Origin of the sequence: Kitasatospora sp. NPDC057738 (assembly GCF_042798815.1) — a bacterium.
Taxonomy (GTDB): domain Bacteria; phylum Actinomycetota; class Actinomycetes; order Streptomycetales; family Streptomycetaceae; genus Kitasatospora; species Kitasatospora lactacystinica.
The window spans coordinates 17,287-34,337 of sequence record NZ_JBHVJT010000038.1 but is presented as its reverse complement, the minus strand read 5'-3'; the positions used below and the strand labels follow the sequence as shown (position 1 = coordinate 34,337).

At 74.8% G+C, this 17,051-nt stretch carries 12 protein-coding genes; 3 read left to right on the top strand and 9 right to left on the bottom strand.

Annotated features, from left to right (window positions below; genetic code table 11):
- Window positions 1-379: 379 nt before the first annotated feature.
- The 3 genes from ACFVGO_RS21290 (at window position 380) to ACFVGO_RS21280 (ending at window position 4,675) form a co-directional block, all read left to right on the top strand.
- Window positions 380-2,677, top strand: coding sequence for a DUF4139 domain-containing protein (locus ACFVGO_RS21290; protein WP_380633382.1), 2,298 nt, complete (start codon window positions 380-382; stop codon window positions 2,675-2,677).
- A gap of 3 nt (window positions 2,678-2,680) precedes the next feature.
- Window positions 2,681-4,228 carry a mucoidy inhibitor MuiA family protein gene (locus tag ACFVGO_RS21285; protein WP_380633381.1) on the top strand — a complete coding sequence of 516 codons (1,548 nt, stop codon included), beginning with the start codon at window positions 2,681-2,683 and terminating at the stop codon, window positions 4,226-4,228.
- 84 nt (window positions 4,229-4,312) lie between these two features.
- Window positions 4,313-4,675, top strand: a complete 363-nt coding sequence (locus ACFVGO_RS21280) for a DUF952 domain-containing protein (RefSeq protein ID WP_359899209.1) — start codon at window positions 4,313-4,315, stop codon at window positions 4,673-4,675.
- Between the two features lie 259 nt (window positions 4,676-4,934).
- Here the strand turns inward: ACFVGO_RS21280 and ACFVGO_RS21275 are convergent, their stop codons facing one another.
- The 9 genes from ACFVGO_RS21275 to ACFVGO_RS21235 all read right to left on the bottom strand — a co-directional run bounded on the left by ACFVGO_RS21275 (window position 4,935) and on the right by ACFVGO_RS21235 (window position 16,926).
- Window positions 4,935-5,942, bottom strand: coding sequence for a helix-turn-helix domain-containing protein (locus ACFVGO_RS21275; protein WP_359899207.1), 1,008 nt, complete (start codon window positions 5,940-5,942; stop codon window positions 4,935-4,937).
- Window positions 5,943-6,281: 339 nt separating this feature from the next.
- The gene (locus ACFVGO_RS21270; protein WP_380633378.1) at window positions 6,282-7,574 is read right to left on the bottom strand and encodes a pseudouridine synthase; all 1,293 of its coding nucleotides are present in this window, start codon (window positions 7,572-7,574) and stop codon (window positions 6,282-6,284) included.
- A gap of 62 nt (window positions 7,575-7,636) precedes the next feature.
- Entirely contained in the window at window positions 7,637-8,230 is a 594-nt protein-coding gene (locus ACFVGO_RS21265) for an SMC-Scp complex subunit ScpB (protein WP_380633423.1), read from the bottom strand.
- Between the two features lie 377 nt (window positions 8,231-8,607).
- Window positions 8,608-9,513: a segregation and condensation protein A gene (locus ACFVGO_RS21260; protein ID WP_380633376.1), complete on the bottom strand. Its 906-nt coding sequence runs from the start codon at window positions 9,511-9,513 to the stop codon at window positions 8,608-8,610.
- Between the two features lie 574 nt (window positions 9,514-10,087).
- Window positions 10,088-10,672, bottom strand: a complete 585-nt coding sequence (locus ACFVGO_RS21255; RefSeq protein ID WP_359899201.1) for a hypothetical protein — start codon at window positions 10,670-10,672, stop codon at window positions 10,088-10,090.
- Window positions 10,673-10,713: 41 nt separating this feature from the next.
- A complete protein-coding gene (locus tag ACFVGO_RS21250) occupies window positions 10,714-11,781 on the bottom strand; it encodes a ParA family protein (protein ID WP_030245868.1) in 1,068 nt (355 codons plus the stop codon).
- Between the two features lie 426 nt (window positions 11,782-12,207).
- Complete coding sequence (ald, locus tag ACFVGO_RS21245; protein WP_359899199.1) at window positions 12,208-13,323, bottom strand: alanine dehydrogenase; 1,116 nt, start codon at window positions 13,321-13,323, stop codon at window positions 12,208-12,210.
- 260 nt (window positions 13,324-13,583) lie between these two features.
- A complete protein-coding gene (locus ACFVGO_RS21240; RefSeq protein WP_380633374.1) occupies window positions 13,584-15,950 on the bottom strand; it encodes an AAA family ATPase in 2,367 nt (788 codons plus the stop codon).
- Window positions 15,951-16,278: 328 nt separating this feature from the next.
- The gene (locus ACFVGO_RS21235) at window positions 16,279-16,926 is read right to left on the bottom strand and encodes an NUDIX domain-containing protein (RefSeq protein ID WP_380348098.1); all 648 of its coding nucleotides are present in this window, start codon (window positions 16,924-16,926) and stop codon (window positions 16,279-16,281) included.
- Window positions 16,927-17,051: the final 125 nt, after the last annotated feature.

Sequence of the window (17,051 nt, the reverse complement as noted above, 5' to 3'; positions counted from 1 at the left end):
ACCGGCAACCGCCACGGACCCGCCCCCGTCCCACACAGTGCGCACGTCGGACCCGGAAATCCTGCGACGCCCGCCCCGAAGCGGGGCAGACTGGCCGCCCGGAGGAAGGCGCGGGCTGCACGGAACCTGGGCAACGCAGAAGAAACGGACCGGCAGCAGAACGGTTCAGGACAGTCAGAACAGCAAGCAGAGGCGAACAGGGCAGGCATGCGGGCGAGCCGGAGGCCCGCACGGCACAACGAACGCCGCACAACAAGCACCGCACGACGAGCACCGCACGACGAGCACCGCACGACGAGCACCGCACGACGAGCACCGCACCGCCGACGCCACGCGGCGGGGGAACACCTCGGGGAACACGCGAACGAAGGGGTTGCGCATGGACGATCAGCACAACGGCCGGAGCGGGCAGTCGAAACCGCCGGCCGTACCGGCCCACCCGTCGGTCCTGGACTCCGTCGTGGTGTACGCCGAAGGCGCGGTGTGCCGCCGACGGGCCACCGTCGCGGTCCCGCCCGGGGGACGGCTGCGGCTGACCGGTCTGCCCGCCGCCCTGGACGGCCGCTCGCTGCGCGCCCGGGTGCTCTCCGGACCGGCCGGCACCGCCGTCACCGAGGCCCGGCTGGAACTGCTCGCCGAACTCCGAGAGCCGGATGAACTCCCGGACCTGAAGCGGGCGCTGGACGAGGCCACAGAGCGCCGCAGCACGCTCGCCGAGCGCCACCGGCTGGTCCTGTCCTCGATCGCCGAGACCGCCGCACTGCGCGCCGTCCCGCCGCAGCGCCGACGCGACGAGCCGCTGCGCCGCACGCCCGCCGACGCGTGGCTGGAGCTCGCCGACTTCGTCGACGAGCGGCTGGCCCGGCTCCAGGAACGCGCCGAGCAGCTCACCCGGGAGCTGGAACTCGCCGATCACGAGCTCGACTTGGCCGCCGACCGGCTGGAACGGGCGTCCACCGCCGACCGAGCCGAGCCGATCGGCACCAGCACCACCGTCCTGCTTACTCTCACCGCTCCCGACACCACCCCCGACACCACCCCCGGCACCACCCCCGGCGCCACCGCGGGCACCGCCGCCCTCACCACCCCCGGCACCACCGAGGACACCGCCCCCGACGGTGACCACCTCGACGTGGAACTGGAACTGGAGTACGGCGTCCCCGCCGCCCGCTGGGTGCCCGCCTACCGGTTGTCCTACCGGACCGGCTCCGACACCGCCCACCTGGTCCTGCGCGCCGCCGTCGCGCAGCGCACCGGCGAGGACTGGACGGGCGTGCGCCTCGCCCTGTCCACCGCCGACCTCGACCGCCGCACCGACCTGCCCCGGCTCGCCTCGCTGCGGATCGGGCGCAGCCAGCCCGCCCCGCCGCCCTCCGGCTGGCGCGAGCCCCCGGCCGGTCTGACCGACCTCTTCACCGGCTACGACGCGGCCGACGCCGACCGCCCCGCCCCGCACCACCGCCTCCACGGCACCGCATCCCGCCCGATCGTCGCCTCCACCCCGACGCCCGTCTCCGCCGCCCCTGCCGCCCGCTCGGCCCGTCTCGGCGGCGCACGTCCGGGCGGTCCCCGGGCCGAGGCCTTCGGGGCCGACGAGCAGATCGCCCCCGCGGCCGGCCCGTACGGCGGTGGCCTGCTGAGCGCCGACGAGCCGATGCCCCCGCCCCCGGGCGGCCCTGGTGGCTTCGCGGGCTACGGCGCCCCGCCGCCGCTCCTGTCCCCGGCCCCGGTCGCCGCCTACGCACCGCTGCCGCAGGCTCCGGGCGGCCTCCCGCCCGGGGAGGCCCGCCGCCGCGTCGGCCACGCCGCCCCACCGCCGCCTCCGCCCGGCCTCGCCCCGGACGCGACTCTGCTCGACTACCCCGACCTCGTCCTGGCCGGCCCGGAGGAGCCCCCCACCCGGCGCGGCACCCTGCACGCCCGCCCCGAACGGATCGCGCGCGAGGAGCAGGCCTGGCCCCCGCCCGGCGGCAGCGGTACCGCGCAGCTGCGCACCCTCGCCCTGCCCCGGCACGCCGTCCCGCCCCGCGAGTCGGCCGGCTCCTTCGACCACCGCTTCGACGCCGCCGCCCCCGCCGACATCCCGTCCGACGGCACCTGGCACACCGTCACCGTCGGCGAGATCCCCCTCGCCGTCCGACCCGAGTACGTCACCGTCCCCGCCGTCGAGGAGAAGGTGTACGCGACCCTGGTGCTCGCCAACCGCACCGACCAGGCCGTCCTGGCCGGCCCGGCCGAGGTCACCGTGGACGACGAGTTCCTGCTCACCGCCGCCCTGCCCACCCTGGCGCCCGGCGGCACCCGGCGGCTGGGCATCGGCGTCGCCGAGAGCATCGAGGTGGCGCGCCGCACCGAGCTGCACGAGTCCACCACCGGCATGCTGAAGGGCAACAGCACCGTCCTCGACCACCGGGTGCACGTCCGGCTGGCGAACCGGCTCGCACGCGCCGTCACGGTGGAGGTCCGCGAGCGGGTGCCGGTCGCCTCCGACGCCGAGATCCGGATCGAGGAGCGGGCCGACTGGCACGCCCCGACCGTCTCCGCACCGGACTGCCCGCCCAGCACCCGGCTCTGGCGCGTCGACCTGCCGCCGGGCGGGCGCACCGAGCTGGACGGCGGCTACCTGATCAAGATCCCGGCCGGAAAGGCCATCGTCGGCGGAAACCGGAGGAACTGAGCGATGACCGTCGAGAACCTTCCCCTCCCCGTCACCGCCGTGACCTGCCTGGAGGACCGCAGCCAGGTCGAGCGCACCACGACGGTCGGGCTCGCCGCGGGCGTGCAGCGGCTGCGCCTCGGCCCGCTCACCGCCCTCGCCGTCGACCGCACCCTGCGCGCCGAATCCGCCACCGACGGCGTCCGGGTGCTGGACGCCCGGCTGGTGCGCGACTGGACCCCGCGCGCCCCACTGCCGCCCGGCCCGGAGGACTCCGAACTGCGCCACCGGCTGCACCGGCTGGACGCGGAGACGCGCCTGGCCGACCAGACCCGGGCCCGGTTGGAGGCCCGCCTGGCACTGCTCGCCCAGCTCTCCGCCGACCTGCTGCGCGAGATCGGCGAAGGCGCCGGCCTCGGCGAGCTCGAACCCAACCGCTGGGCCCGGGAGCTCGGCCGGGTGGACACCGAACGCGAGCGCTACGGCGAGGACCTGCGCGCCACCCACTCCCGGCTGCGCCGCCTGGAGCAGGAGCGCTCACAGGCCCTGATCGCGCTGGACCGGGCGGAGGAGGACCCGGCCGAGCTGACCGCCCACCTGGAGCTCACCGTCGAGGCGGCACGGCCCGGCCCCGCCGCGCTGACCGTCTCCCACCTGGTGCCCTGTGCGCTGTGGCGGCCCTCCTACCGGGCGACCCTGGACGGCACCGACCTGCGCCTGGAGTCGGAGGCGGTGGTCTGGCAGCGCACCGGCGAGGACTGGACGAACGCCCGGCTCACCTTCTCCACCGCCCGCTCCGCCCTCGCCACCGCCCCGCCCGCGGTCGCCGAGGACGTCCTGGTGCTGCGCGAGCGCACCGACGAGGAGCGCCGCACGGTCGAGGTCGAGCTGCGCGAGGAGGCGGTCGCCACCCTGGGCGCGGACTCCCGGGTTCCGGGCGTGGACGACGGCGGCGAGGTCCGGGTGCTGCCCGCCCCCGCCCCCGCGACCGTGCCCTCCGACGGCCGCGCCCACCGGGTGCCGCTGGGCGCCTTCACCGGGCCGGCGAGCAGCGAGTACGCCTGCGCCCCGGAACTGTCCCCGCTGGTCACCCAGGTGGTCCGATTCCGCAACACGGCCGGGCACCCGCTGCTGTCCGGCCCGGTCGAGCTGGTCCGCGGCAGCGGCTTCACCGGCCGCGGCGAGCTCCGCTTCACCGCCGCCGGAGCCGAGGCCGACCTGTCCTTCGGCAGCTCGGACGGCTACCGGGTGGTCCGGGAGACCGAGGAGCGCCAGGCCACCGCCGGCCTCACCGGCCGCCAGACCACCACCCGGACGGTCCGGCTGCACCTGTCCCGCTTCTCCGGCCCGGAGGAGCGCGACGAGCGGATCGTCACGGTGCGCGAGCGGGTCCCGGTCAGCGAGGTGTCGGCGGTCGAGGTACGGCTGCGCAAGGAGGAGTGCGCCCCCGCGCCGGATTCCTTCGACACCGAGGGCATCGTCCGCTGGGACGTCCCGCTCGCCCCGGGCGCCCGGCGCACCCTCACCCTGGTGTACGAGGTGTCCGCGTCCGCCAAGGTGGCCGGACTCTGACCGCTGCGGTCGGCACGGCGGACACCGCCGTGCCGATGACGGCCGCTCAGGACCAAACCGGAGACAACGGGTAGAAAAGGAAGCATGATCCTCCACCTTGCTCCCCTGGACGACTGGCTGGCCGACCCCGGCCGCCCGTACGCCACCGCGTCGCTGCTCACCGACGGGTTCATCCACTGCTCGGCGGACGAGCAGACGGCGCTCGCGGTGGCCAACGCCTTCTTCGCCGACACCCCCGAACCGCTGATGGTGCTGCTGATCGAGGAATCGCTGGTGGAGCCGATGGTGAAGTGGGAGGCCCCGAACGGCGCCCCGCCACCGGGGGCCACCCCCGGTGTGCTGTTCCCGCACATCTACGGGCGGCTGAACCGTACCGCCGTGGTCGGCCTGGAGAAGGTCGAGCGCGGCCCGGACGGCCGCTGGGCCGCGCTCAGCCCCTGGAGCTGACGGGGCACGACCGGGGAAAGTTATGACAATTCCCGGGGTTCACGCGAGTCTCGGGGTTCACGCCGCTCTGGGAGTTCACGCGAATCCCGGGGTTCACGCGGTTCCGAGGAGCCGGCAGCTCCCCCGCTCCCCGCCGTTCCCGCGGAACACAAGGAACACATGGAGCACGCGGAACACGCGAAATGTCATAACAATGCGGATGGCCACGACTCCACGGACCGTCGCGCCGTCACGACACCAAGAATTGTCACAACATTCCCTACAGCCACCCCCGCTCCCTGGCCGCCATCCCGGCCTGGAAGCGGGTGGTGGCGCCCAGCGAGCGCATCAGGCTCTGGAGGCGGCGCTGGGTGGTCCGGGCGCTCCAGCCGAGCGAACGGGCGATCGACTCGTCGGTGAGCCCGGCCGCCAGCAGGCCCAGCAGCTTGCGGTGGTCGGCCTCCGGTCCCGACGCACCATCGTCCGATCCGGCCTCCGCCTGCAACCGCACGGCCCGCTCCCACTCCGCCTCGAACAGCGTGTCCAGCGCCTGGAGCAGCGCCGAGGGGTGGATCACGTACGCGGCGTCCAGCACGCTGTCGCCGACGCTGATCGGGATGATGGCCATCCGGTCGTCCGAGATGATCATCTTCATCGGCAGCGCCGGCCGGACCCGCGCCTCCTCGCCGTCCTCGACCCCGGCCAGGATGTTCTTCTCCAGCCGCCCCGGCCAGGCCACCGCCTCCCGGTCGTAGATCGTCCGGAACTTCACGCCCTCGCGCAGCCGCCGCCGCTGCAGGGGCATCGGCGCCACCGGGTCCTGGATGTACGGCGGACGGTCGAAGCCGCGCACCTGGTACTGGCTGGTCTCGGTGATGTGCTCCAGCCGCTGGGCGATCGCCTCGCCGCCCGTCAGCACCTCCACCGAGTGCGCCGGGTCGGTGTACCGCGAGGCCTCCCGGAAGGCGTCCATCAGCCGGTGCATCTCGGCCCGGGCGTAGCGGAGCTCCGACTCCCGGTGCCCGATCAGCGTGCCGATCGCGACGTCCGGCGGGACCGGCAGGTAGCGGTGCCGGTCCACCGGCGCCCGGGTGGCCATGCCCTGCTGCGCCAACCGGTCCAGTGCGCGCACGCTCTGCTGGAACGTCAGCCCGCAGCTCTCCGCCAGCTCCTCCGCCGTGGACTGCGGGTTGGCCACCAGTGCCGCGTAGACCTGCCCGTCCGGCTCCGCCAGTCCCAGCGCGCCGAGGGCCTGTCCGCCGGCCCGTCCCAGTGCTGCATCGGACACGACGCCCTCTCCCCCTGCTCGCCCGTTCCCGTTGGCTCGTTCCCGCCCCGACCCGCGCGCCCCGTGCTGGCGCAGTCCCGCCACACCGCGGCGTGGTGCTCCGGTGGCCATCCTCGGCCACGGATCATGACGCTGACAAGGTCGTGACCAGCGGTTGCGTCCCGGCTCACACCACTCGTCCGAAACGTGGACGCCCGCAGTGCCCGCCCGCACACACCCCACACGTGAACACCCGCACATCGACACCCGCCCGCCCCGGCCCGGCATCCCCGGGAACGCCGGAGCCCCCGGCCGCAGCAGGTGCGGCCGGGGGCTCCGGCAGAGCGGACGGGGACGGGCCTACAGGCCGACCTCGCGCATCAGCTGGCCGACCTCCGGGTTGGTCAGACGGCGCAGCCAGCCCGACTTCTGGTCGCCCAGGGCGATCGGGCCGAAGTGGGTGCGCACCAGCTTCTCGACCGGGAAGCCGGCCTCGGCCAGCATCCGGCGGACGATGTGCTTGCGGCCCTCGTGCAGGGTCACCTCGACCAGGTAGTTCTTGCCGACGTTGGAGATCACCTTGAAGCTGTCGGCGCGCGCGTAGCCGTCCTCCAGCTCCACGCCCTGGGCCAGCTGCTTGCCCAGGTCGCGCGGGATCGGGCCCTGGATCGCGGCCAGGTAGGTCTTGGTCACGCCGTAGCGCGGGTGGGTGAGACGGTGGGCCAGCTCGCCGTGGTTGGTGAGCAGGATGATGCCCTCGGTCTCGGTGTCCAGGCGGCCGACGTGGAACAGCCGGGTCTCCCGGTTGGTCACGTAGTCGCCCAGGCACTGGCGGCCGTCCGGGTCCTCCATGGTGGAGACCACGCCGGCCGGCTTGTTCAGCGCGAAGAACAGGTAGGACTGGGTGGCGACGGTCAGGCCGTCCACCTTGATCTCGTCCTTCTGGGGGTCGACCCGCTTGCCCTGCTCGGTGACGCGCTTGCCGTTGACGTCGACCCGGCCCTGCTCGATCAGCTCCTCGCAGGCGCGGCGGCTGCCGACGCCGGCCCGGGCCAGCACCTTCTGCAGGCGCTCGCCCTCGGGCTCGCCGAAGGTCTTGGGGAGCTTGACGGCCGGCTTGTCGTGCCGGGCGAGGACGGCGTCCTCGATCTTGGCCTGCAGCTCGCGCGAGCGCTGCGGCTGACGGCGCGGGTCGCCCGGGGCGCCCTGGCCCTCACGGCGCGGGCGCGGGGCCGGGCCGGGGCGCCGGCCGGTGTAGCCGCCGCGGGCCGGGGTGGCGTTGGGGCCGCCGCCGTACTCGGGGCGGTCGTACTTGCGCTCCTCGGGCCGCAGCGGGCGGTCCGGGTAGCGGCGGTCGTCACGCCGGTCGTCACGGCGGCCCTCGCGCCGGTCGTCACGACCGTACGAGCCGCCGCGCGCGCCCGACCCCGAAGCGGAGCCGCCGCGGCCACCGCCGCCGCCGTACGAGCCCGACCCCGAGCCGGAGCCGCCGCGGCCACCGCCGCCGTACGAACCCCCGCGCGCGCCCGAGCCGCCGCCGCGGCTGCCGCTGCTGCTGCCGCCGCCGTAGGAGCTGCCGCCCCGGCCCCCGCCCTGCCCGCCGCGACCGCTCCCGCCGCCGCTGCTGTTCCTGCCGTTGCCACTGCTACGCATCAAAGTGTCCGTACGTCGTTCCGTCTGGGATGTGCGGTCGTTTCGGCCGACCTCACCGCCCCCTACCGATCGGGCCCGGCCCGATCGGCCTCGCCACTGCCGTCCGCGGCCTGCGCGGCAGCGGCGGCGACCGCCTCCGCGATCATCGTGCCCTCCAGGGACTCCGCTTCCACGTCGTCGACCTCGGGCAGGAAGGGAGCAAGCTCCGGCAGCTCGTCCAGGCCGCGGAGCCCCATCCGTTCCAGGAAGTAGTTCGTCGTCCGATACAGGATCGCACCTGTTTCGGGCTCGGATCCGGCCTCTTCCACCAGTCCTCGCTGTACCAGGGTACGCATCACGCCGTCACAGTTCACACCGCGGACGGCGGAAACCCGCGATCTGGACACCGGCTGCCGGTAGGCGACCACCGCCAGGGTCTCCAGCGCGGCCTGGCTGAGCCGGGCCTGCTGCCCGTCCAGGAGGAAGCGGTCGACGGCCGCGGAACAGGTGTCCCGGCTGTAGAACCGCCAGCCGCCCGCGACCAGCCGCAGGTCGAAACCGCGGCCCTGGGCCGTGTACTCGACGGACAGCTCCCGCAGCGCGGCCGCCACCTCGGCCCGGGACCGCTCCAGCACCCCTGCCAGCCGCTCCTCGGCCACCGGCTCGTCGACGACCATCAGGACGGCCTCCAGCTCGGCCCTCAGCCCGGCGTCTGCGGCCCCCTCGGCACCGGAAGTCGGCCGGGCCGACTTCTGACGCACGAGACGGGCCTCCGCCACCGCCCCACCCCCCGCCGGTCCCTCGGGTACTGCGGGCTCCGCAGGCCCGGCGCGCTCCCCCGACTCCACCAGCCCGACCGGCGCCGCAGGCTCGACCGGCTCGACCGGCTCGACACGCTCGGCGAGCTGCACGCGCTCCGCGGGTTCCACCGGCCGGACCGGGTCCACCGGCTCCGGCAGCAGCTCGAAGGCCGGTTCCAGCCACTCCTCGGCCCGCGGCCGCCCGGGCAACCCCAGCGGGCGCCGCACCGGCCGCCCTCTCTCGTTCCCGCCGCTCATCGCCGCTCGCCCTCCTCGCCCTCGCCGACCCCGCCGACCCCGCCGCCCTCACCGACCCCGCCGACCTCACCCGCCGGCCGGTCGAACTCGTCCGTGACCTCGACCGCCACCCGGCCCTCCTCGGCCACCCAGCGCACCACCAGCTCGCCGAGCGCCTCCGGCTGCTCGAAGGCGAGCACCCGCTCCCGGTACAGCTCCAGCAGCGCCAGGAACCGGGCGACCACCACCAGGTCGTCCGGCGCGTCCTCGACCAGCCGCTGGAACGAGGCCTCGCCCAGCTCGGTGAGCAGCCCCACCACCAGGGAGGCCTGCTCGCGCACGCTCACCGGCGGGGTGTGGATGTGGTCCACGTAGACGACCGGCGCGGGCCTGGGCGCCATCGCCTTGGCCGCCAGCTCGGCGAGCCGCTGGGGCCCGACGCTGATGACGACCTCCGGCAGCAGTTCCGCGTGCCGGGGCTCCAGGGCGGCGCTCCGGGGCCGGCGCAGCAGCTCGGCCGCCCAGCGTTCGCCGAACAGCGCGGCCGCCCGCTTGTACGCCCGGTACTGGAGCAGCCGTGCGAACAGCAGGTCCCGGGCCTCCAGCAGGGCCAGGTCCGCCTCGTCCTCGACCTCCGCCACGGGCAGCAGCCGGGCCGCCTTGAGGTCGAGCAGGGTGGCGGCCACCACCAGGAACTCGGTCGCCGCGTCCAGGTCCCAATCCGGGCCCATCGCCCGGATGTACGCCATGAACTCGTCCGTGACGGTGGCCAGCGCCACCTCGGTGACGTCCAGCTTGTGCTTGGCGATCAGGCTGAGCAGCAGGTCGAAGGGGCCCTCGAAGTTGTCCAGCCGTACCCGGAAGCCGCCCCGCGACTCGTTCTCGGCCGCGCTCACGGCAGTGGCGGTCGCGGTCGCGCTCACAGCAGAAGCAGTGACGGTCGCGCTCGCGGCGGTGGTGCCCGGTGTTTCGGAGGTTCCGGAGGCTTCAGCGGTTTCAGCGGTTTCGGCGGTACTGGGCATGACGGTCCATCTTCACCCGGTCCCACCCCCAGCCCCGCCCCGGGGCCACCGACACGCCGTTCCGCCGGGCCCGGACCAGCCTCCGCCGGCCTTCCGCCCGCCTTCCGCCTGCCTTCCACGTGGCCTCCGCCCGGCGCCCCCGGGCCCGTACGAGGTCCTCGGCGCGGCAGCCGACCCGTTGGACCGACCCCGGATCCCCGGGAACGCCCCTCCGGAGCCCGACACGGTCCTCGGGCGCCGGGACCCCGCCCCGGCCCCACCCCGCGCCCCTGGGCGCCTTCCCGACGCTCCGCGCCCCCTCCGACGCCCGCGCGCCTGCGCGCCCTGCGGTGCCACGCCACCCGCCCGGCGGCCTCCCCACGCCGGGCCCGCGGCCCCTCGACACCCGGCGGTACGAACCGCCCCCACGAAGCCGGCGGTACGGACCGCCCCCCTCGACGCCCGGCGCCAACGGCCGGCCGCCCTTCCGCGCCGCCTACCGGCCGCGCAGGCGCCGAACCAGGATCGAGGCCTCGCCGCGCTGCTCCAGGTCCGCCAGGACGACCGCGATGGCCTCCCGGACGATCCGCCCGCGGTCCACGGCCAGGCCGTGCTCGCCGCGCAGCACCAGCCGGGTGTGCTCCAGGTCCATGAGCTCCTCGGCGGACACGTACACCGTGATCTTCTCGTCGTGCCGCTCGCGCCCGCTGGGCCGGCGCGGCGCGCGACCGCGCGGCCGGGCGCGTCCGGCGGCACCGGGCTGCTCCTCGGCGGCGCCCTGGTGCGTCCGGGCCGCCGGGGCGGAACCGGCTCCGCGGCCGCCCTGGACGGTCTTCCCGGCCCCGGCGGCGCCTGCGGCCACGGGCCCGACGGTCGCGCCGGAGCGCTGGACGGGCGGCTGCGCGGGCGCCGGCACCGAGCCGGGCGCCTGCTGCCCCGGCGTCACCTGCCGGTCGTCCTGGACGCCCTGGGCGGATTCGGTGCCCTCGGCGCCGTCCGGCTGGCCGTTGACGGTCCGCGCGGTCTCCGGTCTGGCTGCCTCGGCGGCCGGACGCGGCGCGAGGGAGGGCGACAGCGCCATCCCTCCCGTGGTCCGGAACAGCTCGTCGGCACCCGGGAGACTCACTCGGCGGGGCGGCACCGGTCGAGCACCTCCCTGGCGAGCTGGCGGTAGGCGGCGGCACCGACCGAGTTGGTCGCGTACGTCGTGATGGGCTCGCCGGCGACGGTGGTCTCCGGGAAGCGCACGGTCCGCCCGATGACGGTGTGGAAGACGTGCTCGCCGAACGCCTCGACGACGCGCGCCAGCACCTCGCGGCTGTGCACGGTGCGCGAGTCGTACATGGTGGCCAGGATGCCGTCCAGGCGCAGCTCGGGGTTGAGCCGCTCGCACACCTTCTCGATGGTCTCGGTCAGCAGCGCGACACCGCGCAGCGCGAAGAACTCGCACTCCAGCGGGACGATCACGCTGTGAGCGGCCGTCAACGCATTGACCGTCAGCAGGCCCAGCGAGGGCTGGCAGTCGATGATGACGTAGTCGTAGTCGGGCAGCAGCGGCTTCAGGGCGCGCGCCAGCGCGGACTCCCGGGCCACCTCGCTGACCAGCTGCACCTCGGCGGCGGAGAGGTCGATGTTGGAGGGCAGCAGGTCCATTCCCGGGACCGCCGTCTTCAGCAGCACTTCATCGGCCGTCAGGCCCCGCTCCATGAGCAGGTTGTAGACGGTGACGTCGAGCTCCATCGGGTTGACGCCGAGGCCGACCGAGAGCGCGCCCTGCGGGTCGAAGTCGACGAGCAGCACCCGGCGGCCGTACTCGGCCAGCGCCGCGCCCAGGTTGATGGTCGACGTGGTCTTGCCGACGCCGCCCTTCTGGTTGCACATGGCGATGATCTGGGCGGGGCCGTGCTCGGCGACCGGCGCGGGGATCGGGAAGTACGGCAGCGGACGGCCGGTGGGGCCGACCCGCTCGCGGCGCTGCCGCGCGGCGTCGGGGGCCAGCGTGGCGGCGTACTCCGGGTCCGGCTCGTACTCGGCGTCCGGGTCGTCGTAGGCGCCGTAGGCGAACTCGCCGTAGGCCAGGCCGTAGGCCGCCAAGTCGGCGTCGTGATCGGTCACCGTGGTCACCTGTGCTGTGTTCTGGCGTGCTTCGAAAGTACGGAGTGCGACCGAGCCGACCTCGGCCGAGCCCACGGAGGGCTGCCGGGCCCCGGACTCCTCACTCGGCTGGCCGGCGGTGAGCTCCGCCAGTCCTGGCTGACCACCCCCGGGAGCAATTGTCGACTCATTCACAAGTCGTCTTACCTCCTTGGGTCATCCAGGACTCTATGTCGATTCGTCAGCGTGGCAGCATGCCGACGGTTTGCGACTCTAGGCCGTTCAAGGCGTTCGCAGCAACACAATCCACGGTAGTGGGCAGGATGTGTCGAGTATCGAGCGGGCTGCTGTCAAGGGATGAGAGGGTCACCGGCCCCAACGTTTCTGCGGGCGGGTGACGTGACCGACAGATATTGACGACAGAGCGACCTGCCCGGTCCACCCGCTGATCACGGGCACGGCGAAGCCCCCGGCCCGAAGGGATCGGGTCGGGGGCGAACGACCGCCGGGCGGTCAGGGGGTTCAGGCGAGCACGCTCTCCAGGGAGACCGACTCCAGGCCGAAGGCCTCGGCCACGGCCGGGAAGGTGATCTGGCCCTCGTGCACGTTCAGGCCCTTGGCGAGCGCCTCGTCGCGGCGCAGCGCCTCCTTCCACCCGCGGTTGGCCAGCTCCAGCACGTACGGCATGGTGGCGTTGGTCAGCGCGTAGGTGGAGGTGTTCGGGACGGCGCCCGGCATGTTGGCCACGCAGTAGAAGACCGAGTTGTGGACCGTGAAGGTCGGGTCGTCGTGCGTGGTGGCGTGCGAGTCCTCGAAGCAGCCGCCCTGGTCGATGGCGATGTCGACGAGCACGGAGCCCGGCTTCATGCGGGAGACCAGCTCGTTGGTGACCAGCTTCGGGGCCTTGGCGCCCGGGATCAGCACGGCACCGACGACCAGGTCGGCCTCCACGACGGCCTTCTCCAGCTCGAAGGCGTTCGACACGATGGTCTTGACCTTGGTGCCGAAGATGCGGTCGGCCTCGCGCAGCTTGTTGATGTCGCGGTCCAGCAGGGTCACCTCGTAACCCATGCCGACGGCGATGGTGGCCGCGTGCCAGCCGGAGACGCCACCGCCGATGACGACGGCCTTGGCCGGGTGGGTGCCGGGCACGCCGCCCGGCAGGGTGCCGCGGCCGCCGGCCGGGCGCATCAGGTGGTACGAGCCGACCTGCGGGGCCAGGCGGCCCGCGACCTCGGACATCGGGGCGAGCAGCGGCAGCGCGCCGTTCGACAGCTGAACGGTCTCGTACGCGATGGCGGTGGTGCCCGAGGCGACCAGCGCGTCGGTGCCGGCCCGGTCGGCCGCCAGGTGGAGGTACGTGAAGAGGGTCTGACCCTTGCGCAGCCGGTGGTACTCGGAGGCGATGGGCTCCTTGACCTTCAGCAGCAGGTCGGCGGTGGCCCACACCTCGTCGGCGGTGGGGAGGATGGTGGCGCCGGCGGCCACGTACTCCTCGTTCGGGATCGAGGAGCCGACACCGGCGTTGTCCTCGATGTAGACCTCGTGTCCGTTACGGACCAGCTCATGCACGCCGGCGGGCGTGATGGCCACGCGGTACTCGTGGTTCTTGACCTCGCGGGGGATGCCGACCTTCACGGGTGAACACGTCCTCTTGCCATGGGGGTCCCGACCGGAGAAGACCGGTGGGCGACGCGCACGTGGGGAAGCCTCCGGGGCAGCCCGGGGCGGGATCGCTGCGCGACTGAGTCCGAGTGTAATGAAGCCCAGTCGGCGTGTCAGCCTTCCAAAGTGAATAATTTTCCCGCACACATTGGCAGGTTCGTAGGCTTCCCCTGCGACTTACCCGCCAAAGACGTCCCAACCGGGCATCTTCGACAATACCCCCGAAATGCCTATCACCACCCGGCATCCACGCGTTCCCGCAGGTCCGCGAGGGCCCCGCCGACGGCCTCCCGGCCCCGCTCGTCGCCCAGCCGGCGCAGCACCGCGAGCGCGGCCCGGTACTCCCGGTCGGCCTCGTCGAAACGGCGCTGCGCGGTGTGCGCCTCGGCCACCCGGGCCAGCAGCCGGGCCTCGGCGGCGTGGTCCCCGAGGGCCTGCCGCAGGCCGAGGGCCCGCCCGTACCAGTCGGCGGCCCGCACCGCGTCGCCGAGCGCCCGGTGACAGTTGGCGGCGCTCTCCAGGGCCCGGGCGCAGAGCGGTTCGTCGTCGGCCCTGCGGGCGTGCTCCAGGGCGGCCCGGTAGTGGACGGCGGCCGGCTCCCAGCGGCCCGCCGAGGCCTGGAGGTCGCCCAGGTTGAGCAACGCGGCCGAGGCCCGGCGGGGCCGGCCTGCGCGCTCGGCGACGGTCAGCACCAGCTCGTGCAGCCGGTAGAGGTCGGTGGGGGCGGCGGCTCCGGTCAGCGGCAGCGTCCGCAGCAGCGCGGTGACCAGCCGCCCGGCCGAACCGTCCAGGTCGCCCTGGCCGATCGCGTCGGCCACCGCGCCGAGCAGCAGCTCCCGCTCGCCGAGCAGCCACTCGCGGGCGTGCGCGGCCGACCGCAGCCGCAGCGGGGCGGGCAGCGGCTCCGGGACGGGGCCGACCGCAGGGTCGAGCAGCGCGCGGGCCGACTCGGTGAGCCGGACCATCCGCTCCAGCAGCCGAGCCCGGGCGAGCTCGGTCTCGGTGGGCCGGTCCTCCTGCTCGCGCAGCCGGACCAGCCGGGGGTACAGCCGCCCGGGCACCCGGTATCGCGCGGTGCCGTCGGCGGCCGGCGCCTCCTCGCCGAGCAGCTCCCGCTCGGCGAGCGCGGCCAGCGTCACGGCCGCGTCCGGTACCGGGCAACCGACCAGCGCGGAGGCGGTGCGCGGGTCGGCGGTCTGCGCCGGGGCCAGGGTGAGGGTGCGCAGCATCCGCGCCTGGGCGGCCGGCAGCCCGCGGTACAGCAGGGTGAACGCGCCGAGCAGCGGGTCGTTGTCGGGGACGGGCACCGGCTCGGCCGGCTCCGGGCCGGGCTTCACCCAGGCCGCCGGATCACCGGCCGACTCCGTCGCCGCGGCAGCGGAAGCGGCACCGGCACCGGCACCGGCACCGCGAGAGACAGCCGCACCGGCACCGGGAGCGGACTCACCGGCCCGGCCCTGCGGCGCCGCCCCCGTCCCCGTCCCCGGGAGCGCCTTCCCCGGGACGGGCTTGCCGGCCCCCTGCTTGCCCAACGGACCCGACGCCGCCCCGCCCGCCCCTGTTGCCCCGATCACCCCCGTGGCACCAGCAGCCCCGGCGACCCCGGCCGGAGCGGCCCCGGAGGACCTCGCCGCCCGCTCCCGCTCCCGCTCCCCTTCCCTCTTCCCCGGTGCCCTGCCCGGCCCCTTCTGCTTCTCCCTCTGCTTCTCCCTCTCCTTTTCCTTCTGCCTGTCCTTCTCCTCGACCCCGGCGCCCGCACCCGCACCCGCACCCGCACCCGCACCCGCGGCAGGGTCCACCGAAGCCGCCGTGATCGTCGTCTCCTCCCCCACCACCCGGTTGAGCTCGCGCGCCGCCTCGGTGACCGCGATCTTCGGGTTCCCGCGCAGCCACCCCGCCATCAGCCGCAGCGCGGCCGGCCGGGCGGCGCAGGCCTCGGCCAGGTCGGCACCGCCGACCGGGTCGCAGGAGATCCGGGTGCCGCCGACCAGGTCGGCCAGCAGCTCGCCGGAGGCCTGCCGGTCCAGCCCGCCGAGGATCACCGGGTCGATGTCCTCGATCCCGGTGAGCGGTCCGGCCGTGGTGGCGAGCACCAGGCAGCCGGGCTCGTCGGTCAGCAGCGGCCACACCTGCCCGGCGTCCCGGACGTCGTCCAGCACGAGCAGCACCCGCAGCCCGGCGAGCGCCTCGCGCAGCGCCGCACAGCCCGGTTCGTCCCGCCCGTCCTCGCCGGCGCCGGGCAGCGGCACGACGGCCTGCGGGTCGAGCTGTTCCAACAGCAGCCGGGCGGCCCGGGCCGGCGGCACCCGGCCGCCGTCCGGGGCGGACAGCCGTACGAACAGCACGCCGTCCGGGTAGTCGGCGGCGACGGTACGGGCGAAGCGGGCCGCCAGCACGGTCCGGCCGGAGCCGGGACGCCCGGCCAGCACCAGCACCGGGCAGCGTCCGCTCGCCGGGCGGGCGGCGGCCGCCCGCAGCGCGGCCAGCTCGGCGCGCCGCCCGACGAACAGCGCGGGCCCGGCCGGCAGCCGCTCAAGGCCCGGGACGGCCCCGGCGGGCGCGCCGGGGCCGGGGTCCATCGTCGCCGTCTTCCTCGCCACCCGTGCCACTCCCGACGTCATCACGCGCTCGGCATCCGACGCTCGGCATCCGGTGCCCAGCCTCCGGAGTTCAGCGGAGGCGGCCCGGGACGGGCGCCCTGTCTGCGAAGCGTAGTTCGACCGTCCGGCTCAGCCGAGGTGACATCCGGTCGTACGAATCGGCAAATCACCCCAACGACTCAACGCACGGCGGCCGGCCGTCCCCCGACCGGCCCTCTCGTCCCCCGTCTGCCACCCCGGACCCGGACCGACCACCCCGCCCCGTCCGCCCCCCGCCCAACCCGCCCCCGGGGCCCGACCGGCCGCCCCGGAACCCGACGGAACCGCCTCAGGCCTCGAAGGGACGGGCCGGCCAGGGCGAGTCCGCCGGGCGCAGCGCGTCCAGCCCGTCCGGGCCGGTGAGCGCGGCGTGCACCGCGAGGGTGCCGGTGACCAGGGTCGGGTTGTGCAGCTTCCCGGCCTGGATCAGCCGGATCAGCTCCGGCACCGGCACCCAGGCGACCTCGATCTCCTGCTCCTCGCCCTCGGCCGCGTAGCGCTCGCCCTCGGCCGGCGCCAGGTCGGTGGCCAGGAACATCCGCAGCGCCTCGTCGGTGCCGCCCGGGGAGGTGTAGTAGTCGGCGAGGATCCGCCAGGTGCCGGCCTTGCAGTACGCCTCCTCGTACAGCTCGCGCTGCGCGGCGCGCCACGGGTTCTCGCCGGGCACGTCGAGCAGGCCGGCCGGCAGCTCCCACAGCCGCTGGCGCACCGGATGGCGGTACTGGCGCAGCACCAGCACCCGCTGCTCGTCGTCCAGGGCGAGCACCGAGACCGAGCCGGGGTGGGTCTGGTAGTCGCGGCGCGCCCAGCTGCCGTCGGGCATCCGGACCTCCTCGCTGCGCACCCCGGTGACCTTGCCCTGGAACGGCGTTCCGCTCTCCCGGACCTCCCACTCCTCGGCCACGTCGAAGATCCCCTGGCGGCCCTGCTCGTCCATCGCTCTCCCCTTTTCGTCAGTACGACACAATCTAACGCCGAACGGCGGCCCCGCGGGAATCGCGGGGCCGCCGTCCGGTGAACGAGCGCTGTCGACGACTGCGGCCGACGACAGCCGACCGCAAC

Coding starts and splice junctions, on each gene's coding strand:
- ACFVGO_RS21290 (WP_380633382.1), top strand. CDS start 380: ATGGACGATCAGCACAACGGCCGGAGCGGGCAGTCGAAACCGCCGGCC.
- ACFVGO_RS21285 (WP_380633381.1), top strand. CDS start 2,681: ATGACCGTCGAGAACCTTCCCCTCCCCGTCACCGCCGTGACCTGCCTG.
- ACFVGO_RS21280 (WP_359899209.1), top strand. CDS start 4,313: ATGATCCTCCACCTTGCTCCCCTGGACGACTGGCTGGCCGACCCCGGC.
- ACFVGO_RS21270 (WP_380633378.1), bottom strand. CDS start 7,574: ATGCGTAGCAGTGGCAACGGCAGGAACAGCAGCGGCGGCGGGAGCGGT.
- ACFVGO_RS21265 (WP_380633423.1), bottom strand. CDS start 8,230: ATGGTCGTCGACGAGCCGGTGGCCGAGGAGCGGCTGGCAGGGGTGCTG.
- ACFVGO_RS21255 (WP_359899201.1), bottom strand. CDS start 10,672: ATGGCGCTGTCGCCCTCCCTCGCGCCGCGTCCGGCCGCCGAGGCAGCC.
- ACFVGO_RS21235 (WP_380348098.1), bottom strand. CDS start 16,926: ATGGACGAGCAGGGCCGCCAGGGGATCTTCGACGTGGCCGAGGAGTGG.